Genomic DNA, 20,785 nt, shown 5'->3' on the forward strand with positions numbered 1-20,785 from the left:
AGAGGGTACAGCCTCGCCGATTGGCGCGCCAAACCGCTGGTCGTCGGGAGTCCTCGCGGGAGCCGATGGTGCGGTTTTATCCGCGACTCGCCGCGCCGCGCGTATGAAACTGCACACTCGCGGCAGCCCAACCGGGGCGGCAGCCCGTCAAACGACGCCATAGCCGAGGCGTTTCGCGGCACCGGCGATACGGCCGGCCAAATCGGGATGGTCCAGAGGCAGCGATATTTTCGGCCGGGCTGGCATCGCAGCTGCTGCCGGGACGAACAGCGCCAGGCATGGCTCGCCTGCGAATCGGCTGTTGTAGCGCAGGCCGTCGAGATCGGGAAATGCCTCGGCAATGTGGCGGGCCCACTGCTGGGTCAGGGCATGCGGGGCCGTGGAGATGGCGAACATGCCGCCGGCGCGGGTGGCCCACGCTCCCCGGCTGTCAGCGGCGAGGTCGAGGACCAGCAGTTTGCGCGTGTACGACAAGCCGGTCAGATACGGACGACCGCGTTCCCGGTCGATGGTCCGATCCACTTGGTATGCCTCGCCGAGTGCGGCGGACGGAGATGATGCTCCGTACCAAACGCCATGTTGCGCATGCTCCCCCTTCGGGGCGGGGTGGGGGTCGAACCGCAGCACCGGCCCGAATGTGCGCAGTGCATTCCACGCCAGTACGTGCTGGCCCTCGGTGCGATGAACGCGCCACCAGATCTCATCGACGTCGATCGCGCGCATCTCGTCATCGTTGATCCCGCTCGAACGCAGTACGTGCGGCGGCGGAGGGTCTGGCAGCATCGGGTCGACGGTCAAGTCGCCGCCCACTCACCGATCTGGATCAGTTCGAGTACGGGCTGGACCGATTCACCGTGCAACAGCCACTCTCGCACCGACTTTGGTTGCCCATCGATGCGCAAATCAGGCTGCGGGGTCATCAGAAAGCCGGCTACTGCTGTGGGGTGCAACTCCCTGGAGAGCAGGGCGGGCAGCACCTCGTCGAGGCCGCGGACCAGCTTCAGTCTGACTCGGTCGTCGCGGTCGACGGCCTCAAACTGAAGCGCGGGGTAGACCCACCTGCCCCCGTCTTTTATCCCCCATAGCGTGCGGGCGAGGCGGCGCTGTCGCACGCGGGAGTCGTTGACGCCCAACCCTTCGCTGACCTCACTGGCGGTATAGGCGGTGCTGTACAGCCTGGCCATATGAGTGGTCACGTCGGCTGCGATCGCTGCATACGCTTCGGGGTCTTCGACGAACCCAGCGTCATCGAGGAGCCGAGCCTCTTGGTCGGTGAGCGTGGCCGCCCACGGCCGGTGCGCCGGGAACGTCTCGAGAGCCGCGATCAGATCAGCACGCCGCAGGTTGAAGCGGTCCAGCAGAAGTTCGTCGAGCTTATTCGTGGGCATCGCATCGGGCCTTTCGCGATTAACGATTATTAACGATAATATATCACCGTTAGTAGGGGTGGTGTGACGAGGGTTCGCTGCGGCGCCTTGCGTCTATCGCACAACCACGGCTGGACAGTTTGGCGGTCGGCGGCTCGCCAGGCCCAACCGGGCGGCGCCACCGCGGCCGTTCTGCCCGCAGCTCGCGCCCCGGGTGATAGGACGTACAGGTGACCGATACCGACATTGCGCGCGTGGCGGTGTACCTGGACTTCGACAACGTCGTCATCTCCCGCTACGACCAGATCCACGGGCGCAACTCGTTTCAGCGCGACAAGGCCGCCGGCTTCCACAAGAACCCGGGCCGGCTGGCCGAGGCCCGCGTCGACGTCGGCGCCATCATCGACTTCGCCTCGTCGTTCGGCACCCTGGTGCTGACCAGGGCTTACGCCGACTGGTCCGCCGACGTCAACGCCGACTACCGCGACCAACTCGTCGGCCGCGCCGTCGACCTCGTCCAACTGTTCCCCGCCGCCGCGTACAGCAAGAACGGCGCCGACATCCGACTGGCCGTCGATGCCGTCGAGGACATGTTCCGGCTGCCCGACCTGACCCACGTCGTGATCGTGGCCGGCGACTCCGACTACATCCCGCTGGCCCAGCGCTGCAAACGCCTCGGCCGCTACGTCGTGGGCATCGGCATCACCGGCTCCATCAGCCGCTCGTTGACCGCGGCGTGCGACGAGTACGTCTCCTACGACGCGCTGCCCGGCGTCACCCCGGTCAAGACGCCGGAGGCGCCCAAGCGACGACGCACCAAAGCCGACGCCGACCAGGAACCCGAGGCTCCCGATCCGCAGGTTGCGGCGACGGCATTGCTGGAGCGCGCGCTGCGTATCGGACATGAGAAAGACGACGCCGACTGGCTGCACAATTCGGCGGTCAAGGCGCAGATGAAGCGGATGGACCCGTCGTTCTCGGAGCGGTCGCTGGGCTTTCGCTCGTTCAGCGACTTCCTGCGCTCACGCGACCAGATCGCCGAACTCGACGAGAGCAGCACCATCCGGATGGTCCGGCTGCGCAGCGACGAGTGACCCGCCGATACCCTGACCTCATGGCTGACTCTGACCGCCTCTATTTCCGCCAGCTGTTGTCGGGTCGCGACTTCGCTGCCAGCGACATGATGGCGCAGCAGATGCGCAACTTCGCCTACCTGATCGGCGACCGCCAGACCGGCGACACCGTCGTCGTGGATCCGGCCTACGCCGCCGGTGATCTGGTCGACGCCCTGGAAGCCGACGGCATGCACCTGTCCGGCGTGCTCGTGACGCATCACCACCCCGACCACGTCGGCGGGTCGATGATGGGCTTTCAGCTCAGCGGTCTCGCCGAGCTGCTGGACCGGGTCAGCGTCCCGGTGCACGTGAACAACCTCGAGGCGGACTGGGTTTCGAAGGTCACCGGGATCGCACGCAGCGAGCTCACCGAGCACCAGCACGGCGACGTGGTCAAGGTCGGCGACCTGGACATCGAGTTGTTGCACACCCCCGGCCACACCCCCGGCAGCCAGTGCTTCCTGCTCGACGGGCGCCTGGTCGCCGGCGACACCCTGTTCCTCGAGGGTTGCGGGCGCACCGACTTCCCCGGCGGCAACATCGACGACATGTTCCGCAGCCTGCAGGCGCTGGCCAAGCTGTCGGGTGATCCGACGGTGTTCCCGGGGCACTGGTATTCCGCCGAGCCCAGCGCGTCGCTGTCGGAGGTGCGCCAGACCAACTACGTGTACCGGGTCAGCAACCTCGACCAGTGGCGAACGCTGATGGGCGGCTGATCCGGCGCGATGCCCACCGCCCCGCCCACCGAAGACGTCCGACGGCTCGTCATCTCCTACGCCGCCGCATGCTCGGCGCTGTTGGCGGTGCTGGTGTTCGTCGTGATCTACGGGTTGTTCATCAACACGACCGCGATCGTCGCAGGCGAAGAAGTCGAAAGCGACACTGCCGCAAGGGCAATCGCGACCAGCGGTTGGGTCGCCCCGCCGCAGGCCGCCCCGGTCGACGCCGGCGTCGACGGCCCCATGTCGTTCACCGTGCGGGGCTACGAGTCCGACGAGGCGGGCGAGCACGTCGTCGTCAACCTGACCGTCACCAACGTCGGCGACGCGCCCGCCACGTTCCTTGGCACCTACCAGACGCTGAAGGCCGACGGCGCCGTCTACTACATCGACGACGAGGCCACCGCCGCGCTCGGCGGCGGCGTCGCCGAACTTGCGCCGGGCGGCAAGGCCGACGTCGCGCTGGCATTCACCGTCCCGGCGGGCACGGTGCCGGGCACGGTCGAACTGCGCGCCGACTCCGCCAGCGCGGGCGTCGAGCTCGCACTCACGTAACGGCACGTTCTTAGCGAACCGCGCATAGACATCGCCTGCTTTGCCAGGCACACTGAGACGAGCGCGTCAATCCGAGCCGTGGGGGGCCTCGTGAAGAAGCTCGTGTTGTGTTTCGACCGGTTCCGCGGTGATCCGGTGGGGCCGGACTGCACCAACCTGCAGCGCTTGCTGGGTTTGCTTGTCGAGGGAAACGAGCAACTCAGCTGGCACGAATCATGCGCGTCGGCGCCGCATCGACTGCACCGGCGCGCGGCAGCCGCCGACGACGCCAGGACCGCCATCGCGCAGGCCTACCGCTTCCTCGTCGACCACTGGGCACCCGAGGACCGCATCTTCCTGTTCGGGTCCGGCCGCGGCGCGTACTGCGCGCAGACGCTGACCCGGTTGCTCGGCACCGTCGGGGTGCTGCCGGACCTGATGGATTACGTGCTCGATGCGTATGCCCTGCCGCGCACCGAGCGCACGGCACAAGACTGGCAGCGGGTGGCGCGCATCGCCGCCGAATTGTCCTCGCGACACGACGTCAGCGTTCCGGTGTGGTTCCTGGGGATGTGGGACACGCTGCGGATTCCGGGCTTCACCCGGCGCACGACGCCGGCGCCGCTGCGCAACGTCGTGTTCGGCCGCCACGCCGTCGCGGTAGACGGGTTGCCCGGTGAGCGGCTGGTCGGATGGGCATCGGAGCGTACCGAGGAGGTCTGGTTCCGCGGCACCCACGCCGATATCACCGGATCTCCGGGCGCGTGCGGGCCGTTGGCCGCGATCACCTTCGATTGGATGCTCGACGGGGCGCTGCGGGCCGGCCTTCGGGTGTCGCCGCGGCTGCGATATGCGGTCCCGCTGCCCACCGAGTTCGACGCGGTGGCCGGTAACCCGCACCGGCTGGCGATGCGCCGGCTACCCGAGGGCGCGGCAGTGCATTCCAGCGTGGATGTGTATTTGCGCGAGCACCCGGAGTACTGGCGGCGCCTGCCCGCGCGGGTGACGTGGGCGGACCCGAAGTGGCTGGCCCGCGGTGAGCGGCTGGTCTCGCGCGACAAGCTCGTGTCGTAACCTATTGCGCCGTTTGCGCCTGTTGCACCGAGATTGCAGCCACGGTCGCAAAACCGGTGCGCAACGACCGTGGTTTCACTTTCGGCGCTAGCATCCTGTCGGACACCTTAAGGAGAACCGATGACCAGCGCCGTTGGCTATGACCTGACCGAATCCGTCGCGACCATCACGATGGACGACGGCAAGGTCAACGTGCTCGGGCCCGCGATGCAGGCGGCCCTCAACGACGCCCTGGACCGCGCCGAGAAGGACAACGCCAAGGCCGTGGTGCTGGCGGGCAACGGGCGGGTGTTCAGCGGCGGCTTCGACCTGACGGTGTTTCAATCCGGCGACGCGAAGGCCGGGCTCGGGATGCTGACCGGTGGCTTCGAGCTGGCGGTGCGGTGCCTGACGTTTCCCAAGCCGGTCATCATGGCCGCGACGGGCCCGGCGATCGCGATGGGATCGTTTCTGCTGCTGTCCGGGGATCACCGGGTGGGCCAACCGAAGTCGAAATGTCAGGCGATCGAGGTGGCGATCGGCATGACGATACCCATTGCGGCGCTGGAGATCATGCGGATGCGGTTGACCCCCGCGGCGTTTCAGCGGGGCGCGTCGATGGCCGCGACGTTCGCCGGCGACGAGGCGATCACCGGCGGCTGGCTCGACGAGATCGTCGACGCGGATCGGGTGCTGACCCGCGCTCAGGAGGTGGCCGCCGAGGCGGCGTCGGGCATCCACGCGGGCGCGCACCTGGCCACCAAGATGAAGGCGCGCGAGTCGGCGCTGGCCGCGATCCGCGCCGGAATCGACGGCTTGGCAAGCGAATTCAGTCTCTAGGACGCTGTGAAACGGGTCCGGGGGCGGGTGTGGCGCGGCGGTAAGCCGCAGGACGACTTCGACTTCGCGTCGATCTCGGACTACCTGGCCGACGCCGACGCCCTGGTGTGGTGCGACATCTACGACCCCGACCATGAGACGTTCAAGGAGCTGGCCGAGGAGATCGGGCTGAACACCTGGGCGGTCGAGGACGCGATCGCCGAGGCCGAACGCACCAAAGCCGTTGCCTACCATACGCACACCTTTTTCACCGTGTACGCCGTCTCGGTCGACGAGGCGACGATCCAGACCCATCGCATCTCCGGGTTCGTGCTGCCGCGCGGGCTGATCACGGTGCGGCTGCCCCCGGACTTCGAGATCGACTCGGCGTCACAGCGGTTCGACGAACTCGGCGGCCACGAGTACGGCGTGGGTGCGTTGGTGCACGGACTTCTCGACGTCGTGGTCGACGGCCACTTCGACGCGGTACAGGTGCTCGACGACGCCATCGAGGGGATCGAGGACGAGCTGTTCGCCGACCGGCCGCGTGATGAGTTGCAGCGCCGCACTTTCCAGCTGCGCAAGGACCTGGTGAAGCTGCGGCGGGTGGTGTTGCCGATGCGCGAGGTGGTCAACTCGATTCAGCACCGCCGCCTGGACGCCAAGACCGCACCCGAGCTCGACCCGCTGTATGCCGACCTCTACGACCACGTGCTGCGGGTCTCGGAGTGGACCGAGTCGTTGCGCGACATGATCACCACGGTGTTCGAGACCAACCTCTCGCTGCAGGACGCGCGGCTGAACACGGTGATGAAGAAGCTCACCGGCTGGGCGGCGATCATCGCGGTGCCGACGGCGATCACCGGCTTCTACGGCCAGAACGTGATGTTTCCGGGCATCGACACGGTGGCCGGCTTCCTGACCAGCAGCATCATCATCGTGCTGCTCGTGATCATCCTGTACGTGAGCTTCAAACGCCGAGACTGGCTGTGAGCACGCCGACTTCCTTGCCGTCGGCCTCGTACTCGACGGTGAAGCCGTTGTGGTCGTCGACGAGCCTGCTGACGTCGTAGCCGGTGCCCCACCCGCGGTACTTGAGCGCGGAATTGCCGATCAGGCAGGAGAACTGGGGCACCTGGTCCCAGCGGGCGCCGTAGCCGGCGGCGGTAAGCCCGGCGACGTAACCCTGCTGGGCGGCGTCGCGCCAGTGCTCGGCGGGGATGTGCCTGCCCGCGGTGACGTTTCGGGCCAGCGCGACGTCACCGGCGGCGTAGACGTTGCGCGCCGACGTGCGCATGTGCTCGTCGACGACGATGCGCCCGTCGTGGATCTTTAGCCCGGCCGCGCGGGCCAGCGTGACGTCGGGCCGCACCCCGGTGGCCGTCACGACGACGTCGGCGTCGACGGCTTCACCGCTACCCAGCAGCACGCCGGCGTCGTCGATGCCGATGACGGTGGCTTCGCCGACGAAGCGAACGTCGTTGTCGGACAGGATCTTTACCACGCGTTCACCGGCTTCCAGACCGAAGCGACGGTGCAGCGGCACGGGTTCGGCGGCCACCAACGTCGTCGCGACACCCTGCTCGGCCAGGCAGGCGGCGGCCTCGCAGCCGATCAGCCCGGCGCCGATCACGACGGCCGAGTCGGCGTAGCGGGCGGCCATCTTGAGCGCGACCGCGTCGGCGAAGGTGCGCAGGGTCAGCGCCGACTCGACGCCGGGGATGTCGGGCCGCACCGCGGTGGCGCCCGACGCGATGACGAGGTGCCAGTAGGGGTAGCGGCTGCCGCCTTTGGTGATGACCTCCTGGCGGTCGACGTCGATGGCGGCGACGGCGACGCCGCGGATCAGGTCGACGCGGTTGCGGGTGAACCAGGCGGGGCTGTGCAGGTCGCGCTTGTCTTCGCGGCCGCACAGATAGCCCTTGCTCAGCGGCGGTTTGGCATACGGCAGGGCGAGGTCGTCGGTCAGGATGCGCACGGGGATGTCGCGGTGTTTGGCGCGGAACGTCTCCGCGGCGCTGACCCCGGCCGGGCCGGCGCCGACGGCGATGAAAGCTGCTGCCACCACACCGTCTTCATACCCATCTGGGGCGCCGGGCACGCTTTAGTCGTCGAAGTCCCAGACGAGGCAGAAGGTGTGGCCGGCCGGATCACGAAAGACCCGGAAGTTGTCTTCGCCGACGGCGTCGGTGACCCGGGCGGCGCCCAGAGCCAGGATGTCGCGTTCGGCGGCGTCGGCGTCGTCGACTGCGATGTCGAGGTGGAACTGCTGGGAGCCACGCGGATCGGGGAACGTGGGCGGCTCGTGCTCCGGCGAGTGTTGGAACGCCAGCCGTCGACCCGAGGGGTCGGTCAGCACCACCCAGGTGTCGTCTTTTTGTGTGATGGTGCCGCCGAGCACTTTGGCATAGAAGTCCGCCAGCGCTCGGGGGTCTCTGCAGTCCACGACGACGGATCGCAAGTTGCCGATCATGCGGGCCGAGTTGCCGCTAATCCGCCGTCGCAAACGGGAGTGTGCCAATATCTGCCCATGAATCCGCAGGACGACCCCGAGGAGCGCATCCGCCAGCTCGAGCAGCTGCGGACCGGGCCGGGCGCCGTCGAGTTGGGCGCGACCCAGCCGACGCCACCTACACAGCCGCTGCCGCCGCCGGTGTGGGCGGACCCGTATGGCGCGCCGCAATACGGGGTGCCGTACCCGCAGCAGTCCCACAGTCGGACGCCGGCCATGGTGATCTTCGTGGTGATCGCGGTGGCAGTGCTGGCGGTGTTCGGCGTGGTCGGGGCGATCGTGTGGAACATGAGCACACAGACGACGGCCAGGGTGGACCCCGGGGTGGCCGGCGGGGGCGGATTGTTGGACCCGGTGCCTGCGCCCGACACCGACTTCCCGGCCATCGAGCCGATGCTGCCCGGCAACGACTCGGTGGTGACCGCGCCGCCGGGCGGCAAGCTCAGCGTCGCGGGTGTGGACGGCACCAAGACCGTCGAGTGCGACGACAGCGAGATCAACATCAGCGGGGTCAACAACACCGTCACGATCACCGGGCACTGCGCGATGGTCAACGTGTCCGGCGTGGACAACCAGGTGACCCTCGACAGCGCCAACGCCATCATCGTGTCCGGGTTCGACAACGGCGTGATCTACCACTTCGGCGACCCCGAGATCAACGCCTCTTCGCGGAACTCGGTGGCACGGGGCTGACGGGTTTCATCGCAACGATGTTGCCTCGAGGGTGGTCATCGCCGCGATCACCTCGAAGTCGGTATCACGGTGGACAATTCGAGCGTCATGCCGAATGGCCAACGCCGCGATCAAGCAGTCGTTGATACTGCGAACCGTGCGGCCGGCGCGACGGGCAGTGCGGTAGATCTGTGCGGCCGCCCGAAAGTCGGTTGCGCCGTCGACGGCCAATGACGGCAGCCCATTGACCAAGCGCTCGAGTTTGAGGTACACATCCTCGCCGCGCGCACCCGACAGGATTTCCATCGCGACGGGCTCGCACATCGCGACGTCGTCTGTTTCCTCGGAAAGCAAGCGCCGGACTTCGACTGCAGCCGCCGAACCCGTCGCCCGGAAGTACTCCACCCACGCCGAGGTGTCGATCAGGATCACGAGAACTCGTCGGGCTGTTCGCGTCGCAGCTCGCCGAGGTCGCCGTCCCATCCGACGCCTTCCAGCCCGAGGAGGAACTCCTTGTCCAGCGGGGCGCCGACCAGTCGTCGCAACGCCAGATCGACGGCGTCTTTCTTGGTGGCGACGCCGAATCTGCGCATCACCTCAGCGACCAGCGCATCGTCGAGATCGATGTTTGTGCGTGCCATACACCAAGCATACACCTCGCAGTCTCGCCGTCCGGTGGCCCCGGCGCTCTGAAGGATGGTGACCGAAGGTGCCAAGCTATGCGCGAAAGATTCGCTCTTACCGACCACCATGGCCATTAGCAGCGAATAATTCGCGCAGAGCTTGGCACTTGCCACATACCCCCCGGAGCCCCAGCCCCCGCTACGGCGCGTCCGCGTCGCTTCCGGGATCGATCAGGATCTTGGCGTGCGCCTCCGGGTCGCCCAGCGCGTCGAACGCGGCCTCGACGCCGCCCAACCCGACGGTTCCGGTGATCAGCGGGGCGGCGTCGATCTTGCCGTCGGCGAGCAGATACAGCGTGTCGCGGAACTCCAGCGGCGTGTAGCCCAGCACGAAGCGCAGGTCGATCTCCTTGTTGATCGCCATCGACGGCCGAATGTGGTCGGCGCCCATACACACCCCGACGACCACCACGCGCGAGAACACCGGCGCGCTGGTGATGATGCTCTCGATAATGCCGGGCACGCCAACGCATTCGAAGATGACCGGGTGCTTCGGCGTGGTCGCGCCGGCCTTGTCCGCGGCGCGCCAGACGTGCCACCATGGCAGCCGCAGCTTGTGGATCTTCTCGATCGTGCTCAGCGCGAGATCCCCGGCGTCGGTGAAGGATTCGAGGAAGCCGTGCTCACCGGAGAACGGCGATTCCTGCGCGGGATCCACGACGACGTCGGCGCCGCAGCGGGTCGCCAGCGCGCGCCGGCCGGCCGAGAAGTCGCTGGCGATCACCGTGCGCACACCCTTGGCCTTCAGCGCCAGAATGACCGCCAGCCCGATCGGCCCGCAGCCGATCACGAAGGCGACCTGGCCCTTGCGCACGTCGCCGCGCTGCACGGCGTGCCAGCCGACGGCCATCGGTTCGGTGAGTGCCGCCACCTCGACAGGTAACCCGTTGGGCACCGGGAACGTGAGGGCCTGTTCGACGAGCAGCTGCTCGGCGTACGCGCCGGGCGCCTTGGCGGTCAGCCCGATGCCGTGGACGTCCTTGCCGCGCCGCAGCAGCGGCATCGCGACCACGGTCGTGCCGGGCTTGGGCGCCTTGCGCGTCTTGGGCCCGTGGTCGAGCACGGTGCCGCAGAACTCGTGGCCGAATACCACCTGCTGATCGGAACGCATGAACTCGTCGTAGCCGGTTTCGGCCATCACGTCGGCGAGCTCGTCCATGGAGTGGCGGGCGTGCAGGTCGGAGCCGCAGATGCCGCAGCGTTGCACGTCGATGAGGAGCTGGCCCTTCGCCGGGATCGGGGTCGGTTGCTCGACCACGTGCAGGTTCGCGTTGGTGCAGACGACGGTTTTCACGCGTCCGAGCGTATCCGCGCAGTGTGGCTCGATGGGCGTCATCCCAGCAACGCGACCGTCCCCAGCAGTGCTAACCCGGCCAAGAAGCTCAGGGTGTACACGGCCTTCTCGCGAAGGCGCGGCGAGCTTGTGATTTCGGGCAATAGATCAGCCAGCGCGATGTAGATGAAGTTGCCCGCGGCGAACGGCACCAGAACCGCGACCTCGACGTGCCCGGCGAAGCCGTAGGCGATCAACCCGCCCAGCGGGAATGTCAGTGCTGAGGCTACGTTGTAGGCCAACGCGTGCCGCACGCGCCAACCGCTGTGCACGAGGATCCCGAAATCGCCCATCTCTTGCGGGATTTCGTGTGCGGCCGCGACCAGCCAGGTGATGATGCCGAGCCGGATGTCGATGATGAACGCGCTGCCGACGGCGACTCCGCCGATGAGGTTGTGCAGTCCGTCGGCGGCCAGGATCAGATAGCCGATGGGACGATGTTCGTCGATCGGGCGATGGCAGTGGTGCCAGTGCAGGAATTGCTCGAGGACATGAAACGAGACCATGCCGGCCGCCACAGATAGACCGATAGCTGGTTGCCGAGCACCGCGATCGATTCGGGCAGCATGTGAAACAGCGCTCCACCGAGCAAAGTGCCTGCGGCCAGCGCCACCATCGGCAGCACCACGCGCGAGAACAGCGGTGGCGGTAGGAACAGCGCCGCGCCACCGATCAGCGCTAATGCGCTCATCGCCAGGCCCGAAACGACGATCCAGCCCAGCACCGACATGGCCAAACACGTTATCGGCCAAAGTGCCCGGCCAGTTAGGGACTAAAGCCCACTGACATCCCGTCGAACCGCACCTAATGTCGGGAGCACCTGCGCCTGGTGTGCTGGGAAGGAGACTGAAGTGTCGGACCAACAAACTTCGTTGGGGATCGTGGTCGGTGCCGACGGCTCACCGTCATCGATGGCGGCGGTTGAGTGGGCCGCACGCGATGCCGAGCTGCGGAACGTACCGCTGAAGGTCGTGCATGTCGTGGCGCCGCTGGTGACCACCGAGGGATGGACCGAGGCCTCGGATGACTACGCGCGCCTGCAGCAAGACCAGGCCCGCCAGATCATCGAGCATGCGCACAAGGTCGCCGTGGAGGCCGCGTCTTCGGACCGCGCGGCCCAGGTGAGCACCGAGGTCAGTTACGCCCCGGTCGTGCCGACCCTTCTGGAGCTGTCCAAGCGGACCGACATGATCGTGGTGGGCTGCCGTGGACAGGGCGCCGTCTCCCGTGCCCTGATGGGCTCGGTCAGTTCCGGCGTGGCCCATCACGCGTACTGCCCGGTGGCCGTCGTCCACGACGAGGTACCGCTTACCGAGCGCTCGCAAGCCCCGGTGGTGGTCGGCATCGACGGGTCGCCGACCTCGGAACTCGCGACGCAGATCGCCTTCGACGCAGCTTCGCGCCGCGGTGTCGAACTGGTGGCGCTGCACGCCTGGAGCGACATGGGCCCGCTGGGCTTCCCGCCGATGGACTGGGCGCCGATCGAATGGCGGAATATCAAGGACCACGAGGAAGAAGTACTCGCCGAGCGGCTGGCCGGATGGCAAGAGCGGTACCCCGACGTCGGCGTGCGTAGGGTCGTGGTGTGTGACCGCCCGGCGCCCCGGCTGTTAGAGCAGGCCGACAATGCCCAGCTGGTGGTGCTCGGCAGCCACGGCCGCGGCGGGTTCACCGGCATGCTGCTGGGCTCGGTCAGCACCGCAGTGGCCAACGCTGCCCAGGTCCCGGTGATCATCGCACGTATGCCTCGGGGCTGAACACGGCAGAATCGCTTCGATGGCTCTGTTTATCCATCGGGCGGAACGCACCGATCTGCTCGCTGACGGCCTGGGTGCGCTGCTTTCGGATCCGCTGGCCGACCCGTTCGCGCAAGAACTGGTCATCGTTCCCGCCAAGGGTGTCGAACGCTGGCTGAGCCAGCGGCTCTCGCACGTGCTGGGCCGCGGGGCCGGCGACGACGGTGTCTGTGCGGGTATCGCGTTCCGCAATCCGCGCTCGCTGATCGCGGAACTTCTCGGCCTCGACAGCAGCGCCGGCGACCCGTGGGCGCCCGACGCGATGGTGTGGCCGCTGCTGGAGGTGATCGACGCCAGCTGCACCGAGGCCTGGTGCAAGCCGCTGGCCACCCACCTCGGCCACTTCGAAACCGGTGAGGAAAAGGAACTGCGGCAGGGCCGGCGCTACGCGGTGGCCCGCCGTCTCGCGGGCCTGTTCGCCTCCTACGCCCGGCAGCGTCCGCAGCTGCTCGTCGACTGGGAGAACGGCGACGCCGGTGATGTCGCCGAGGATCTGCGGTGGCAGCCGCCGCTGTGGCGGGCTCTGCTCGACCAGGTCGCCGCCGACCCGCCGCACATCAGGCACGCCAAAACCGTTGCGATGCTTGAGGAGTCCCCCACCGATCTGCCGCAGCGGATGTCGTTGTTCGGCCACACCCGGCTGCCCAGCACCGAGATCGAACTGTTGCGCGCGCTGTCCACCCATCACGACCTGCACCTGTGGCTGCCGCATCCCAGCGACCGGCTGTGGTCGTCGCTGCGCGGCGTGCACGGGCAGATCCCCCGCAGCGAGGACACCAGCCACCGCGAGGTCGACCACCCGCTGCTGGCCACCCTCGGCCGCGACCTTCGCGAGCTGCAGCGCAGCCTGCCCGCCGACGCCCACACCGACGAATACCTGCCCGGCCCCGAGCGCCCCGACACCCTGCTGGGCTGGCTGCAGGCCGACATCACCGCCAACGCTCTGCGCCCGAAAGGCCGCTCGCACAACGCTACTGACCGCTCGGTGCAGGTGCACAGCTGCCACGGCCCGGCCCGCCAGATCGACGTGCTGCGCGAGGTGCTGCTCGGGCTGCTCGCCGACGACCCGACGCTGGAACCGCGCGACATCCTCGTCATGTGCCCCGACATTGAGACCTATGCGCCGCTGATCGTCGCCGGGTTCGGGCTCGGCGACATGATCACCGGTGTGCATCCGGCGCATCAGCTGCGGGTCAAGCTCGCCGACCGCGCGCTCACCCAGACCAACCCGCTGCTCGGGGTGGCGTCGCAACTGCTGGCGCTGGCCGGCGGACGCGCCACCTCCAGCGAGGTGCTCAACCTCGCGCACGCCGCGCCGGTGCGCACCCGGTTCGGTTTCACCGACGACGATCTCGAGGACATCACCCGCTGGGTGCGCCAGGCCAATATCCGGTGGGGTTTCGACCAACAGCATCGCCATCCGTTCGGCGTCGACTTCGTACAGAACACTTGGCGTTTCGGTATCGACCGGGTGCTCGCCGGGGTGGCGATGTCCGACGATTCGCACGCCTGGATCGAGACCACGCTGCCGCTCGACGACGTCAGCAGCAACCGCGTCGAGCTGGCTGGAAAGCTGGCCGAGTACGTGGACCGGCTCCAACAGGTTGTCGAATCCCTTACCGGCGCACAGCCGTTGACGGACTGGCTGAAGGCACTGACCGACGGTATCGAGCTGCTCGCCGACGTCGGCGACGACGACGCGTGGCAGATCAGCCAGCTGCAGCGCGAGTTCGGCGACGTGCTCACCGACGCCGGTTCCCGCGCCGACACCCTGCTGCGCCTGCCCGACATCCGCGCGCTGCTGCAGCGCCACCTGGCCGGCCGGCCGACCCGGGCGAACTTCCGCACCGGCACGCTGACCGTGTGCACCATGGTGCCGATGCGCTCGGTGCCGCACCGGGTGGTGTGCCTGGTCGGCCTGGACGACGGCGTGTTCCCGCGGCGCGGCATCGTCGACGGCGACGACGCGCTGGCCCGCGACCCGATGACCGGTGAGCGCGACATCCGTTCGGAGGACCGCCAACTGCTGCTCGACGCGATCGGCGCGGCCACCGAGACGCTGGTGATTACCTACACCGGCGCCAACGAATACAACGGACAGGAACGCCCGCCCGCGGTGCCGCTGGCCGAACTGCTCGACACGCTCGAGCACACCACCGAGTACCCCGTACGTAAGACCGTCGTCGTCGAACATCCGTTGCAGCCCTTCGACACCCGCAACGTCGTCCCCGGCGCGCTGGGTATGCCGGCGGGGCAACCGTTCACGTTCGATCCCACGGTGCTGCGGGCCGCCCACGCCCGCGCCGGCGAGCGCGCCGAGCGGCAGCCGTTCATCGCCGGGCCGTTGCCCGCTCCCCCACCCGAAGATGTCGCGCTGGCCGACCTGCTCAACTTCTTCCGCGACCCGGTGAAGGGATTCTTTCGCGCGCTGGAGTACACGCTGCCGTGGGAGGTCGACGGCGTCCAGGACGCCATGCCCGTCGACATCGACGCGCTCGAGGAGTGGACGGTCGGTGACCGGATGCTGCACGACATGCTGCGCGGCATGGAACCCCGCGAGGCCAAAGACCTCGAATGGCGGCGAGGCACCTTGCCGCCGGGCCAATTGGGTTGGCGCACAGCGAACAAGATCTGCGAGCAGTCCGGGCTGATCGCGGATGCGGTGCGGCCCTTTCGCAGCGCCGAACCGGGCGCGGTCGACGTCGACATCGACATCGGCGGTGGGCGGCGCGTCACCGGCACGGTGGCGCCGGTCTACGGCGATCAGCTGGTGTCGGCGACGTACTCCAAGCTCGACGGGCGACATCTGCTGCAGCCGTGGATTCGGTTGCTGGCGTTGCTCGCCCACGCTCCGTCGCGCAACTGGACCGCGGTGTCGGTCGGCAGGCCCCCGCGGGGCACCACCCCCCGCGTCGAGGTGATGGGCCGCCCCGAGTCGTCGGCCGTCGAGCTGCTGGCCGATCTGGTGGCGCTCTACGACGAGGGCCGACGCGAACCGTTGCCGCTGCCGGTCAAGACGTCGTACGCGTGGGCCGAAGCCGTCCACGGCCACGGCGAGCCGGAACGGCGGGCCGGCTACCGGTGGCGCTCGGACCGTTACCCCGGCGAGGACACCGAGGCGGCATACCAGCTGGCGTTCGGCAAGAACGCCTGGCTCAAAGATCTGGTTTCCCGCGGCCTCGACACCTACGCATGCCGGTTGTGGCTTCCGATGCTGGGAGCGCTGCAATGACCATGCCGCCCTTCAATCTGCTGGGCCCGCTGCCCGCCGAACGGTCGACCACCGTATTGGAAGCCAGCGCGGGAACGGGTAAGACGTTCACGCTGGCCGGCCTGGTCACCCGCTATGTGGCCGAAGGCGTTGCGACGCTGGACCAGATGTTGCTGATCACGTTCGGCCGGGCCGCCACCCAGGAGCTGCGCGACCGGGTCCGCCGCCAAATCGTCGATGCGGTCACGGCTTTCGACGATCCGTCGCTGGCCGGCGACAACCAGGTGGTCAAACATCTGCTGGACTGCGCCGCCGACGAGTACCAGAACCGGCAGCAGCGGCTGCGCGACGCGTTGGCGGCCTTCGACGCCGCGACGATCGCCACCACGCACCAGTTCTGCCAGACGGTACTGCGCTCACTCGGCGTGGCCGGTGACACCGACGCCGGCGTCGAGCTGGTGGAGAGCCTCGACGAGTTGACCACCGAGATCGTCGACGATCTGTACCTGCGCCACTTCGGCCGCGAGCGCGAAGCTCCGCTGCTGGACTACGACGATGCGCTGACCCTGGCCCGCGAGGTGGTCAACAAGCCCGCGACCGAACTTCGGCCCGTCGACCCCGAACCCGACTCACGCGCCGCGGTCTGCGTTCAGTTCGCCATAGACGTGCTGGCCGAGCTGGATATCCGCAAGCGTCGCCGTCGCATCCTCGGCTACGACGATCTGCTGGGCCGGCTGGCTCTCGCGTTGCAGGCCGAGGACTCCCCCGCTCAGCTGCGGATGCATCAACGCTGGCCGATCGTGTTGGTCGACGAGTTTCAGGACACCGACCCGGTGCAGTGGCAGGTGATCGACCGGGCCTTCACCGGCCGTTCGACGGTGATCCTGATCGGCGATCCCAAACAGGCGATCTATGCGTTCCGCGGCGGTGACATCGTCACCTACCTCGACGCCGCAGCGACCGCCGGTGTGCAGATGACGTTGGGCACGAACTGGCGCAGCGACGGGGCGCTGGTCGACCGGCTGCAGGTGGTGTTGAAAGGCGCCGAACTCGGGGATCCGCGGATCGTCGTGCACGAAGTCTCTGCGGCGCACCAGGGTTCGCGGCTGGTCGGTGCGCCGTCGTGCGAGCCGTTCCGGTTGCGGGTGGTGCGTCGGGAGACGGTGGGCCGCAGCGGAACCAACCCGGCGTTGATCGGTGATCTGCGCAGACACATCCCGCTGGACATGGCCGCCGATATCGCCGCGTTGCTGACCAGCGGCGCGACGTTCGACGGCAGGCCGATCGAGGCCAAGGACATCGCGGTGATCGTCGAGAAGCATGTCGATGCCCGCGCGTGCTACGACGCGCTGTGCGAAGCCGGCATTGCCGCGGTGTATACCGGTGATTCGGACATCTTCGGCGCCGAGGCCGCCGAGGACTGGCTGTGCCTGCTCGAGGCGTTCGACCAGCCGCACCGTCCCGGGATGGTGCGCGCGGCCGCGGCGACGATGTTCTTCGGCAAGACCGCCGAGGAGCTGGTGCATGGCGGTGACGCGCTGACCGATTCTGTCGCGGATACGTTGCGGGAGTGGGCCGGTCATGCCCGCGAGCGTGGGGTGGCCGCGATCTTCGAGGCCGCGCAGCTGGCGGGTATGACCGACCGGGTGCTGTCCTGGCGCGACGGTGAGCGGCGCATGACCGACCTCGCGCACCTCACCCAGCTGCTGCAGGAGGCCGCGCACCGCGAGCATTACAGCCTGCCCGCGCTGCGGGACTGGTTACGTGAGCAGCGCGGTGAACGCAGCGGCGCCACCGAACGGTTCCGCCGCCTCGACAACGATGCCGCGGCGGTACAGGTGATGACGGTATTCGTCGCGAAAGGCCTGCAGTTCCCGGTGGTGTACCTGCCGTTCACGTTCAACCGGCACGTGCGCGATCCGGAGTTGGTGCTCTATCACGAAGGCAACACCCGCTGCCTGCACATCGGCGGACCCGACAGCCCCGACTACCACGCCGTCGTGCAGCAGGGCCGCGCCGAGGACGCCAGCGACGACAGCCGGCTCACCTATGTCGCGTTGACCCGCGCCCAATCCCAAGTGGTGGCGTGGTGGGCGCCGTCCAAAGATGAGCCCTGCGGCGGCCTGTCGCGGGTGCTGCGCGGCCGCACGCCGAACCAGGCGCAGGTGCCGCCGGCCGTCGTTCCGTCGAAGGTGACCGACGATGACGCATGGGCGCATTTCAAACAGTGGGAAGCTGTGGGCGGATTGGTGGTCGAGGAGTCGGTGCCGCGGCCGATACCTCAGTTGCCCCGAGCTGAGGCGCCGGACACACTGGCGGCCAGGCACTTTCACCGCTCGATCGACACGTCCTGGCGGCGCACGTCGTACTCGGGGCTGATCCGCGCCGCAGAAGCCACCCCGGTGAGCAGCGAGCCGGAGATCGCCGAGCTCGACGACGAGGTGGCCGAGATCCCGCTGACCTCTTCGCCGGTCGGTGCCGACGTCCCGTCGCCGATGGCCGAGCTGCCCGCCGGCGCAAAGTTCGGCACGCTGGTGCACGCGGTGCTGGAGGACGCCGACCCGTTGGCGCCGGATCTGGCCGCCGAATTGCAGGCCCGCATCGAAGAACGCTCGGTGTGGTGGCCCGTCGACGTCGCCGCCGAAGATCTTGCCGCGGCCATGGTGCCGCTGCACGACACCCCGCTGGGCCCGTTGGCGCCCGGGGTGACGCTGCGGCAGATTGGGCTGGCCGACCGGATGCGGGAGATGGACTTCGAGTTCCCGCTCGGCGGCGGGCGGCTGCGCGCGGTGGGCGAGCTGTTGGGCCGGCACCTGCCTGGCGACGATCCGCTGGCGTCGTACGCGCAGCGACTGACCGGCGCGGCGCTGGGCGGGCAGCCGTTGAAGGGGTACCTGTCGGGGTCGGTGGATGCGGTGCTGCGCGTCGACGACCGGTACCTGGTGGTCGACTACAAGACGAACTGGCTGGGTGACCCGTCGCGGCCGTTGACCGCCGCGGACTACGGGCAGCCGCGGCTGGTGGAGGCGATGCTGCACTCGGACTATCCGCTGCAGGCGCTGCTGTACAGCGTTGTGCTGCACCGCTTTCTGCGATGGCGGCTGACCGGATACGACCCGGAGCAGCATCTGGGCGGGGTGCTGTACCTGTTCCTGCGCGGGATGTGCGGGCCGTCCACGCCGGTGGTCGACGGGCATCCGGCGGGGGTGTTCAGTTGGCGGCCGCCCGCGGCGCTGACGGTCGAGATGTCGGAGCTGCTGGCATGACGAGCGGCCAGTGGCGACGGGCTTTTGGCGCGACGGGTCTGCTGCGCACGTTCACCGACGCCGAGCTGATCGAATCGTCGGATGTGCATGTGGCACAACGGCTGACGATGCTGGCCGGCGACAACGACGAGCGGGCGGCGTTGGCGATCGCGCTGCTGGTGCGCGCGTTGCGGGGTGGGTCGGTGTGCCTGGACCTGCCGTCGACCGAAGCGCAGGTCGAGGTGAAGGGGCTCGGTGCGGCGGTGCGGGCCAGCCCGTTGACCGGGGTGGCGCTGCGCGTCGAGGGCGATCTGCTCTACCTCGACCGGTACTGGCGTGAGGAGGAGCAGGTCTGCAAGGACATCCTGGCGATGTATTCGGCCACGCCGACCCGGGCCTCCGCCGACGTCGACCGGCTGTTTCCGGCCGGGTTCGAGGAGCAGCGCGCCGCGGCCGAAGTGGCGCTGTCGCAAGGGTTGACGGTGTTGACCGGCGGTCCGGGCACCGGTAAGACGACGACGGTGGCGCGGCTGCTGGCGTTGTTGGCCGGCGGCAGCAGGTTGCGCATCGCGTTGGCGGCGCCCACGGGTAAGGCCGCGGCCCGGTTGCAAGAAGCGGTGCAGACCGAGGTCGACAAGCTGTCGGCGGCCGACCGCTCCGCGTTGGAAGGTCTGCAGGCGACAACCCTGCACCGGCTTCTGGGCAGCCGGCCGGACACGTCGGCGCGATTCCGGCACAACCGCGCAAATCGGTTGCCGCACGACGTGATCGTCGTCGACGAGACGTCGATGGTGTCGCTGACGATGATGGCGCGGCTGCTGGAGGCGGTGCGCCCGGACGCGCGGCTGATCCTCGTCGGCGATCCGGACCAGCTGGCATCGGTGGAGGCCGGCGCGGTGCTGGCCGACCTGGTCGACGGGCTGGGCGGCGCGCGGATCGCGGAGCTGAGGACGTCGCACCGGTTCGGCGAGTCGATCGGCGCGCTGGCGTCGGCGATCCGGGCAGGTGACGCGGACACCGCCGTCGAGGTGCTGCGCGAAGGTGGCGATCACATCGAGTGGTCCGATGCCGACGCACCCGCGGAGCATCTGCGGAAGATGTTGGTGCCGTGGGCCGTTACGCTTCGGCAGGCCGCGGTACTCGGTGACGACTCCGCGGCGTTGGCGACGTTGAACGAGCACCGGTTGCTGTGCGCGCATCGACGCGGCCCGTACGGCGTGCGGTACTGGAACCATCAGGTCGAGCGGTGGCTGGCCGAGCGCACCGGCGAGCCGATCTGGTCGGACTGGTACGTCGGGCGGCCGGTGCTGGTGACGGCCAACGACTACGGGCTGGGCCTGTACAACGGCGACACGGGCGTTGCGGTGCAGCGCGACGGGGTGTTGCGGGCGGTGATCGCGGGCACGTCGCGGGTCGAGTTCGCGACCAGCCGGCTGGCCGACGTCGAGACCATGCACGCGATGACGATCCACAAGTCGCAGGGCAGCCAGGCCGACGAGGTGACGGTACTGTTGCCGCCGGAGGACTCGCGGCTGTTGACCCGCGAGCTGTTCTATACCGCGGTGACGCGGGCGAAGACGCGGGTGCGGGTGGTCGGCCCGGAGGCGTCGGTGCGCGCGGCGATCCAGCGGCGGGCGGTGCGCGCCTCAGGCCTAGCCCGCCGCCTGTCCACACCTTGACCGCCGAACGTGGGTTACCCGCACGCTCCGGCGCCGGTTGGCGTGAC

The 20,785-nt window shown here is 68.5% G+C and carries 20 protein-coding genes; 11 read left to right on the forward strand and 9 right to left on the reverse strand.

What is annotated here, in order from left to right; all coding sequences use genetic code 11:
- Positions 1–147 precede the first annotated feature (147 nt).
- Both ABQF13_RS07395 and ABQF13_RS07400 read right to left on the reverse strand, forming a co-directional pair.
- Positions 148–810: an RES family NAD+ phosphorylase gene (locus ABQF13_RS07395; RefSeq protein WP_448392093.1), complete on the reverse strand. Its 663-nt coding sequence runs from the start codon at positions 808–810 to the stop codon at positions 148–150.
- Entirely contained in the window at positions 795–1,388 is a 594-nt protein-coding gene (locus ABQF13_RS07400; RefSeq protein ID WP_448392094.1) for a DNA-binding protein, read from the reverse strand. The genes ABQF13_RS07395 and ABQF13_RS07400 overlap by 16 nt, the downstream gene beginning before the upstream one ends.
- 209 nt (positions 1,389–1,597) lie before the next feature.
- On the opposite strand from ABQF13_RS07400, the gene ABQF13_RS07405 reads away from it, so the two are divergent.
- The 6 genes from ABQF13_RS07405 (at position 1,598) to ABQF13_RS07430 (ending at position 6,600) form a co-directional block, all read left to right on the forward strand.
- The gene (locus tag ABQF13_RS07405; protein ID WP_448392095.1) at positions 1,598–2,461 is read left to right on the forward strand and encodes an NYN domain-containing protein; all 864 of its coding nucleotides are present in this window, start codon (positions 1,598–1,600) and stop codon (positions 2,459–2,461) included.
- Positions 2,462–2,481: 20 nt separating this feature from the next.
- Entirely contained in the window at positions 2,482–3,198 is a 717-nt protein-coding gene (locus ABQF13_RS07410) for an MBL fold metallo-hydrolase (RefSeq protein WP_448392096.1), read from the forward strand.
- Positions 3,199–3,207: 9 nt separating this feature from the next.
- Positions 3,208–3,756 (forward strand): DUF4352 domain-containing protein, encoded by a 549-nt coding sequence (locus tag ABQF13_RS07415; protein ID WP_448392097.1) that lies wholly within the window; start codon positions 3,208–3,210, stop codon positions 3,754–3,756.
- A 90-nt stretch (positions 3,757–3,846) separates the two neighbouring features.
- Complete coding sequence (locus tag ABQF13_RS07420; RefSeq protein ID WP_448392098.1) at positions 3,847–4,809, forward strand: phospholipase effector Tle1 domain-containing protein; 963 nt, start codon at positions 3,847–3,849, stop codon at positions 4,807–4,809.
- A 120-nt stretch (positions 4,810–4,929) separates the two neighbouring features.
- Positions 4,930–5,628, forward strand: a complete 699-nt coding sequence (locus tag ABQF13_RS07425; protein ID WP_448392099.1) for a crotonase/enoyl-CoA hydratase family protein — start codon at positions 4,930–4,932, stop codon at positions 5,626–5,628.
- 6 nt (positions 5,629–5,634) lie between these two features.
- Positions 5,635–6,600 (forward strand): magnesium transporter CorA family protein, encoded by a 966-nt coding sequence (locus ABQF13_RS07430; RefSeq protein ID WP_448392100.1) that lies wholly within the window; start codon positions 5,635–5,637, stop codon positions 6,598–6,600.
- On the opposite strand, the gene ABQF13_RS07435 is transcribed toward ABQF13_RS07430, so the two are convergent.
- Both ABQF13_RS07435 and ABQF13_RS07440 read right to left on the reverse strand, forming a co-directional pair.
- Complete coding sequence (locus tag ABQF13_RS07435; protein ID WP_448392101.1) at positions 6,578–7,675, reverse strand: NAD(P)/FAD-dependent oxidoreductase; 1,098 nt, start codon at positions 7,673–7,675, stop codon at positions 6,578–6,580. The genes ABQF13_RS07430 and ABQF13_RS07435 overlap by 23 nt on opposite strands.
- Positions 7,676–7,711: 36 nt before the next feature.
- Positions 7,712–8,053 (reverse strand): VOC family protein, encoded by a 342-nt coding sequence (locus ABQF13_RS07440; RefSeq protein WP_448392102.1) that lies wholly within the window; start codon positions 8,051–8,053, stop codon positions 7,712–7,714.
- Positions 8,054–8,137: 84 nt separating this feature from the next.
- On the opposite strand from ABQF13_RS07440, the gene ABQF13_RS07445 reads away from it, so the two are divergent.
- Positions 8,138–8,812 carry a DUF3060 domain-containing protein gene (locus ABQF13_RS07445; RefSeq protein ID WP_448392103.1) on the forward strand — a complete coding sequence of 225 codons (675 nt, stop codon included), beginning with the start codon at positions 8,138–8,140 and terminating at the stop codon, positions 8,810–8,812.
- 6 nt (positions 8,813–8,818) lie between these two features.
- Here ABQF13_RS07445 and vapC read toward each other — a convergent pair whose 3' ends face one another.
- The 5 genes from vapC to ABQF13_RS07470 all read right to left on the reverse strand — a co-directional run bounded on the left by vapC (position 8,819) and on the right by ABQF13_RS07470 (position 11,537).
- Positions 8,819–9,223, reverse strand: coding sequence for a type II toxin-antitoxin system VapC family toxin (gene vapC, locus ABQF13_RS07450; RefSeq protein WP_448392104.1), 405 nt, complete (start codon positions 9,221–9,223; stop codon positions 8,819–8,821).
- Positions 9,220–9,432 (reverse strand): type II toxin-antitoxin system VapB family antitoxin, encoded by a 213-nt coding sequence (locus ABQF13_RS07455; protein ID WP_448392105.1) that lies wholly within the window; start codon positions 9,430–9,432, stop codon positions 9,220–9,222. Before ABQF13_RS07455 ends, vapC begins: the two co-directional genes overlap by 4 nt.
- Before the next feature lie 181 nt (positions 9,433–9,613).
- Positions 9,614–10,768: a zinc-binding dehydrogenase gene (locus tag ABQF13_RS07460; protein ID WP_448392106.1), complete on the reverse strand. Its 1,155-nt coding sequence runs from the start codon at positions 10,766–10,768 to the stop codon at positions 9,614–9,616.
- Positions 10,769–10,806: 38 nt separating this feature from the next.
- Positions 10,807–11,313: a ZIP family metal transporter gene (locus tag ABQF13_RS07465; protein WP_448392107.1), complete on the reverse strand. Its 507-nt coding sequence runs from the start codon at positions 11,311–11,313 to the stop codon at positions 10,807–10,809.
- Positions 11,226–11,537, reverse strand: a complete 312-nt coding sequence (locus tag ABQF13_RS07470; protein ID WP_448392108.1) for a ZIP family metal transporter — start codon at positions 11,535–11,537, stop codon at positions 11,226–11,228. The genes ABQF13_RS07465 and ABQF13_RS07470 overlap by 88 nt, the downstream gene beginning before the upstream one ends.
- Positions 11,538–11,658: 121 nt before the next feature.
- Here ABQF13_RS07470 and ABQF13_RS07475 point away from each other — a divergent pair, with 121 nt between their 5' ends.
- The 4 genes from ABQF13_RS07475 to recD are packed head-to-tail and all read left to right on the forward strand — an operon-like array spanning position 11,659 to position 20,738.
- A complete protein-coding gene (locus ABQF13_RS07475) occupies positions 11,659–12,564 on the forward strand; it encodes a universal stress protein (RefSeq protein WP_448392109.1) in 906 nt (301 codons plus the stop codon).
- Between the two features lie 19 nt (positions 12,565–12,583).
- Positions 12,584–15,835 (forward strand): exodeoxyribonuclease V subunit gamma, encoded by a 3,252-nt coding sequence (gene recC / locus ABQF13_RS07480; RefSeq protein ID WP_448392110.1) that lies wholly within the window; start codon positions 12,584–12,586, stop codon positions 15,833–15,835.
- Positions 15,836–15,837: 2 nt separating this feature from the next.
- The gene (recB, locus tag ABQF13_RS07485) at positions 15,838–19,080 is read left to right on the forward strand and encodes an exodeoxyribonuclease V subunit beta (protein ID WP_448392653.1); all 3,243 of its coding nucleotides are present in this window, start codon (positions 15,838–15,840) and stop codon (positions 19,078–19,080) included.
- Complete coding sequence (recD, locus tag ABQF13_RS07490) at positions 19,077–20,738, forward strand: exodeoxyribonuclease V subunit alpha (RefSeq protein ID WP_448392111.1); 1,662 nt, start codon at positions 19,077–19,079, stop codon at positions 20,736–20,738. The genes recB and recD overlap by 4 nt, the downstream gene beginning before the upstream one ends.
- Positions 20,739–20,785: the final 47 nt, after the last annotated feature.

This window comes from Mycolicibacterium sp. XJ879 (assembly GCF_053483935.1).

Bases quoted from the DNA above. Each gene is read 5' to 3' on its own strand.
- ABQF13_RS07470 (WP_448392108.1), bottom strand. From the start codon at position 11,537: ATGTCGGTGCTGGGCTGGATCGTCGTTTCGGGCCTGGCGATGAGCGCA.
- ABQF13_RS07465 (WP_448392107.1), bottom strand. From the start codon at position 11,313: ATGGTCTCGTTTCATGTCCTCGAGCAATTCCTGCACTGGCACCACTGC.
- ABQF13_RS07415 (WP_448392097.1), top strand. From the start codon at position 3,208: ATGCCCACCGCCCCGCCCACCGAAGACGTCCGACGGCTCGTCATCTCC.
- recC (WP_448392110.1), top strand. From the start codon at position 12,584: ATGGCTCTGTTTATCCATCGGGCGGAACGCACCGATCTGCTCGCTGAC.
- ABQF13_RS07445 (WP_448392103.1), top strand. From the start codon at position 8,138: ATGAATCCGCAGGACGACCCCGAGGAGCGCATCCGCCAGCTCGAGCAG.
- recD (WP_448392111.1), top strand. From the start codon at position 19,077: ATGACGAGCGGCCAGTGGCGACGGGCTTTTGGCGCGACGGGTCTGCTG.
- ABQF13_RS07410 (WP_448392096.1), top strand. From the start codon at position 2,482: ATGGCTGACTCTGACCGCCTCTATTTCCGCCAGCTGTTGTCGGGTCGC.
- recB (WP_448392653.1), top strand. From the start codon at position 15,838: ATGCCGCCCTTCAATCTGCTGGGCCCGCTGCCCGCCGAACGGTCGACC.
- ABQF13_RS07425 (WP_448392099.1), top strand. From the start codon at position 4,930: ATGACCAGCGCCGTTGGCTATGACCTGACCGAATCCGTCGCGACCATC.
- ABQF13_RS07455 (WP_448392105.1), bottom strand. From the start codon at position 9,432: ATGGCACGCACAAACATCGATCTCGACGATGCGCTGGTCGCTGAGGTG.
- ABQF13_RS07400 (WP_448392094.1), bottom strand. From the start codon at position 1,388: ATGCCCACGAATAAGCTCGACGAACTTCTGCTGGACCGCTTCAACCTG.